The organism is Acidithiobacillus sp., from assembly GCF_049965315.1.
In the GTDB taxonomy this organism is placed as follows: Bacteria; Pseudomonadota; Gammaproteobacteria; order Acidithiobacillales; family Acidithiobacillaceae; genus Acidithiobacillus_B.
The window spans coordinates 1-5,032 of the sequence record NZ_JBMFWL010000054.1 but is presented as its reverse complement, the minus strand read 5'-3'; the positions used below and the strand labels follow the sequence as shown (position 1 = coordinate 5,032).

The following is a 5,032-nucleotide window of genomic DNA, read 5'->3' as shown; positions in this document are numbered from 1 at the left end:
CGAGCCAGGACACATTATACCATGGAAAACATAGCGTTGCTCCTGCTTTCTGGCAGCGAACTCACGGATTCAGGTATTACCAACCCTTCACCTTCGACTACAACCACCTGGTGAGCGCGCCCCTGTCCGAGGCAGCCCCCACCGCCCGCCCGCTGTCGCAGATCGATGGGGCGGTGATGGACAAGGTGAGCTGGGGCCCCAATTGGGAGGACGACCTGGCCGGAGAATTCGCCAAGCGTTCCCAGGACAGCAATTTCGACCGAATTCAAAAACAAGTCTACGCGGATTTTGAACATACCTTCCACTTCTTCTTGCCGCGCATGTGCAACCACTGCCTGAACCCGGCCTGCGTCGCGGCCTGCCCCTCGGGAGCCATCTACAAGCGGGAGGAGGACGGCATCGTCCTGGTGGATCAGGACCGTTGCCGGGGTTGGCGGATGTGCGTGAGCGCCTGTCCCTACAAAAAGGTGTATTTCAACTGGGAGTCGGGGAAGTCGGAAAAGTGCATCGGCTGCTATCCCCGCGTGGAGTCCGGCCTGCCCACGGTCTGCTCGGAGACCTGCGTAGGACGGATCCGCTCCAACGGCATCATCCTCTACGACGCCGACCGGATCAGCGACGCCGCGGGCAAGGACGCCGTCGAGGATGTCTACCAGGCCCACCTCGACATCTTCCTCGATCCCAACGATCCCGAGGTGATCGCTCAGGCCTATCGCGATGGCGTTCCAGACTCCTGGGTCAAGGCGGCGCAGGAGTCTCCCATCTACCGGATGGCGGTGGACTGGAAGATCGCATTTCCCTTGCATCCGGAATTCCGCACCCTGCCCATGGTCTGGTATGTGCCGCCCCTTTCTCCCGTGCAGTCGCAGATGGAGCAAGGGAATCTGCCCATGGGGCCCGATGGCGTCATCCCCCAGGTGGAGAATCTGCGCATCCCGTTGCGTTATCTGGCCAACCTCTTCACCGCGGGTCAGGAGGCGCCCGTCGCCGCCGCCCTGCGCAAGTTGATCGCCATGCGCAGCTATGAGCGGTCCATCCATGTGGAGGGCCAGGCCGATGCCCGGGTCCTGGCGGCGGCCGGTCTTAGCGAGGAGCAGGCCAAGGAGATGTGGCAACTCCTCTCCATCGCCAATTATGAGGATCGCTTCGTGATCCCCACCAGCCATCAGGAAGTAAAGATAGACGATCCCTACGCCTTGCAGGGGCAGAACGGGATCAGTTTCGGCAATACCAGCAGCGAGGGCGAGAGTGCCACCAGTCTTTTCCCGCAGCGACGGAAAGGGGCGGTGGAGCCGGTCCAGCCCCTGCAATTCTTCCCGCGCGGGAAAAGGGGGTAACCATGGACACCGAAGTGAGGAATCGCCTGTATCAGGTCGTCTCCGCCCTGCTGGGTTATCCCGATGCGGAACTGCGGGCGGCCCTACCGGAGATCCGGGATTATCTCGTCACCGCCCCGGACCTGGAGCGGGAGGAACGTAGCGCCCTGCTCGGCATGGTCCATTGGATGGAAAGCCAGCTTCCCCTGGACCTGGAGTCTGCCTATGTGCAGACCTTCGACCTGAATCCGGACCACGACCTCCATCTCACCTATCACCTCTTCGAGGAAGGGGATCGCGAGCGGGGTCCCGCCATGATCCACTTGGCCGAGCATTATGAAAGCTATGGGCTGGCCATCGTGGGAAATGAACTGCCCGATTACCTGCCACTCATCCTGGAGTATGCCTCGACCCTGGATGACGACGAGGCCAGGATCTTTTTGGGCAATGCCGTCCACGCCGTCGAAACCCTGGGCGACCACCTCGAAAAGGCCGAAAGCCCTTATGCCAGCCTGGTGCGCTTCGTGGAGCGCCGAGGTCGGCTCGCTGAACTCAGCACCATGAAGGAGTGCATGCCATGAACCTGAATCTTTTGCTCTTCGGCGTTTATCCCTACATCGCCGGCACCATCTTTCTCGTCGGCTCCATCATCCGCTACGACCGGGAGCAGTACGGCTGGACCAGCTATTCCAGCCAGCTTCTCGCCTCGCGCCGCTATATGCTGTGGGCCAGCAATCTCTGGCACGTGGGCATTCTCATGCTCTTTGCCGGCCACTTCGTCGGCCTGCTTACCCCGGCCTTCGAGTGGCTGGGCTTCAACCCCATCCAGCACCAATGGGTGGCCTCCTCGGCCGGGATCACCTTCGGCATCCTCGCCATGATCGGCGGCCTGATGCTGCTGCTCCGGCGCATGCTCAATCCCCAGGTACGGGCGGCCGGGCGGAAGAGCGATCTCTTCATCCTGCTCTGGCTCATCGTGACCCTGCTCCTGGGCCTGGTGACCCAGGCCACCACCGTTCCCGATCTCATGGCGGGCAATGTCGCCAACATGGAGGTGCTCGGCGGCTACCTGAAAGGCATCGCCACCTTCCAGCCCCATCCGGCTATGCTTGCGGGGATTCCCCTCATCTACAAGGTCCACATGTTTTTCGGGATGACGATGTTCCTCCTTTTCCCTTTCACCAGGCTGGTGCACATCTGGACGGTGCCCTTCAACTACCTGATCCGCCCTTACGAAGTGGTGCGCGCCAAGCAGCGGAGCATTTAATGGCCGGTGCCCCGGCGGGTGACGTTCCGCCGGCGGCCTTCCGGCGGCCGCTGGCGGTGCTCCAGGCCTGTCATGGGCTTATGCGCGGCCATTGCGTCACCCTGGAGCGCCTGCCGGATTATCTGCTCCGCCACGGCCCCGACGAGCGGGCGCGCACCGCCGCCCAGCGGGCGCTGCGCTATTTCCGGAACGCGGCGCCGCTGCATTTCGCGGACGAGGAAATGGACCTTTTCCCGCGGTTGCTGACCGTTTTGGATAGCAGAGAGGAAAAGCTCGCCGGCACCATTCTGGAACTCGTCGCTCAGCATGGTCAGCAACTTAACGGCTGGGCTGTTCTGGAACCATTCCTGGAAACCGTCGCCGCCGGGGAAAAGTCCTCCTTGCCGGATCTTCGCGGTTATGCGGCCGGCTTGCGCGAGCACATGGGCAACGAAGAAATGGTGATCTATCCCTTGGCGAGCCGCCTGGATCCGGAATCCCTGGGGCAGATCGGTGCGGCGATGGCGGCGCGGCGGCGTGCCGGTTGAGGCTTCATTACCCTAGGGGCGGCCGTTTCAAGGAGCGATGTCGTGCAATATCGAGTGTAAGTCTCCCTTACCATCGTCCCGGCGCGTGTCGGCGAAATCACGCTGCGGCAAGCGCTGGGCTTACTCAACCCTGCCCCGGCCAGTCTCCTGGCGTGAGCGCCGGGTGCATCATCCGGGCCTTCCATCGGCGCGGGGCCGCAGGTACAGAGCGCCGTAACGCCAGGTCCATGGGATTACGGCCAGCAACCACAGGATGCTCGTCCCCAGCCACAGGTCGGCACGCCAAGCGGCCAGCCAGGGCAAGGCAGCGCAGATCCGCAGCAGAGCCACGGCACCGATGCCCCAAAAGGTCCACCAGGCGACCTGGTCCGCCGCCAGCGGCCGCCCGGAATGCCCCAGACTCACGCGGGTGGCCATGGCCAGCAAGGTGCTCGTCAAAAAGCCGATCCCAAGGGCGTGCAGCGGCGCAAAACCCAGAGAGAAGGGGTTGCCCAGGGCAGACAGCAGGCCGCGTGCCACATAAAGGGCCAGGGCCATGGGGAGCCACGCGAAACCCACGTGGAGCATGGCCAGCAGCCGATTCCGGAAACTGCGCAGCAGTCCCCAGCGGATGCTGAGATGCAGGGCGAGAGCAAGGAACGGAAGGTCGCTGAACAGACACCATGGGGTCCCGAAGCCCCAGCGCAGGAGGAAATGCCCGATGCTGAACACGGCCACCAGCGGCAGGACCCAGGCGGCTTGGAGCATCCGGTAGCCCGGGATTACCCGGCTGCTGAAAAAGGGGATCAGACGGTGGCAGACGGTAACGGTCAAGGGCGCCAGACACAGCCATAAGGCTGCGGAAAATGCCGCGCCTATCCAGGTCTGGCGGTCCTGGTACATGCCGGCGATGAACAGCGCGAGCCCCACGGCGCCGCCTGTCAGCCAGGACCAGACATAGGCCTCGTGCCTTTTGTCCCGATGCGGGGAAAGGCGGTACACCCGCCCCAATTGCCAAAGCACGCCAAGATAGCCGAGCAAAAAGAGGGCGGCGCCCGCCGTCAGCAGCGGCGCGAAGGCAAGTATCCCCAGATAGGCGAGGAATATTCCCCCCGCCAGCGCGAAGAACACCCACCGGTAGGCGGATCTCGGGATCTCCGGTCCTTCCAGCCAGCGGGGATAGGCGGTGAATAAAAAGCCGATGATGAAAAAAGGGAATATCCCGTAGATCATCAAAAACCCATGGGCGAGGAAGGGATTGGCCCCCGCGGCGCCGGGTAATCCCGGCAGGGAGATGGTGAAAGCCGCCAAATTCGCCATCCAGTACGCTTGGGTGAGGACCAGTTGGATGGCGCCGGCGAGGAAAAACAGGCGGTGGGGGGCAGTGCCCAATTGTACCGCCATGGCGCGCAATCGCGCCCCGAGACCAGCATCCATAAGGCATTTCCATAGTCGACCCACTGGCTTGATAGTAAAGCGCAAGGCGCGGGAAAGCGCCTTGACCGAGATCAATGAATTCGGCATGGGTTGCGGCGAATATAGGGTGTGTCGGGACGGGTCGGATGGCGCCGGCGAATGGCGTTGCCTCTGACCTGTCAGCGGCGCGGGAAGGAACGCACCCTTGACAAGGGCTTTCAATATAACAATATAAGTATTCTATTATCCTAATATTCTGACTTGGAGAAGCGCCCGTGAATATCCATGCTCCGTTCTATCCGCCGATCCGCCTCCCGGCCCTGCCGTCATTGCCCCGCTGGCCGCTGTTCCTCGCCCTGAGGAGCATGCCGGAACCTTTGCTTGCGGATGCGGCGGCCAGGATCATGAATCGTCTCCTCGGCGAGCGCAGCGCCGATCTCGCGGCGCTGGAGGGCCGCAGCCTGAGCATTGAGGGCACGGATGTGGGCAAGCGCCTGCACTTCCTGGTGGCAGGAGGAAAATTGCGG

5 protein-coding genes are annotated in these 5,032 nt (G+C 62.6%); 4 read left to right on the top strand and 1 reads right to left on the bottom strand.

From position 1 onward, the window contains the following. The 4 genes from narH to ACP5MM_RS09600 form a co-directional block, all read left to right on the top strand. Positions 1–1,337 (top strand): nitrate reductase subunit beta (gene narH / locus ACP5MM_RS09615; protein WP_427934518.1); only part of this gene is annotated, 1,337 nt, incomplete at its 5' end. Positions 1,338–1,339: 2 nt separating this feature from the next. Next, positions 1,340–1,897, top strand: a complete 558-nt coding sequence (narJ, locus tag ACP5MM_RS09610) for a nitrate reductase molybdenum cofactor assembly chaperone (protein WP_427934517.1) — start codon at positions 1,340–1,342, stop codon at positions 1,895–1,897. Continuing rightward, the gene (gene narI, locus ACP5MM_RS09605; RefSeq protein ID WP_427932728.1) at positions 1,894–2,583 is read left to right on the top strand and encodes a respiratory nitrate reductase subunit gamma; all 690 of its coding nucleotides are present in this window, start codon (positions 1,894–1,896) and stop codon (positions 2,581–2,583) included. The genes narJ and narI overlap by 4 nt, the downstream gene beginning before the upstream one ends. Next, entirely contained in the window at positions 2,583–3,110 is a 528-nt protein-coding gene (locus tag ACP5MM_RS09600; RefSeq protein WP_427934515.1) for a hemerythrin domain-containing protein, read from the top strand. Before narI ends, ACP5MM_RS09600 begins: the two co-directional genes overlap by 1 nt. A 168-nt stretch (positions 3,111–3,278) precedes the next feature. Here ACP5MM_RS09600 and ACP5MM_RS09595 read toward each other — a convergent pair whose 3' ends face one another. Continuing rightward, positions 3,279–4,526 carry an NnrS family protein gene (locus ACP5MM_RS09595; protein WP_427932725.1) on the bottom strand — a complete coding sequence of 416 codons (1,248 nt, stop codon included), beginning with the start codon at positions 4,524–4,526 and terminating at the stop codon, positions 3,279–3,281. Positions 4,527–5,032: the final 506 nt, after the last annotated feature.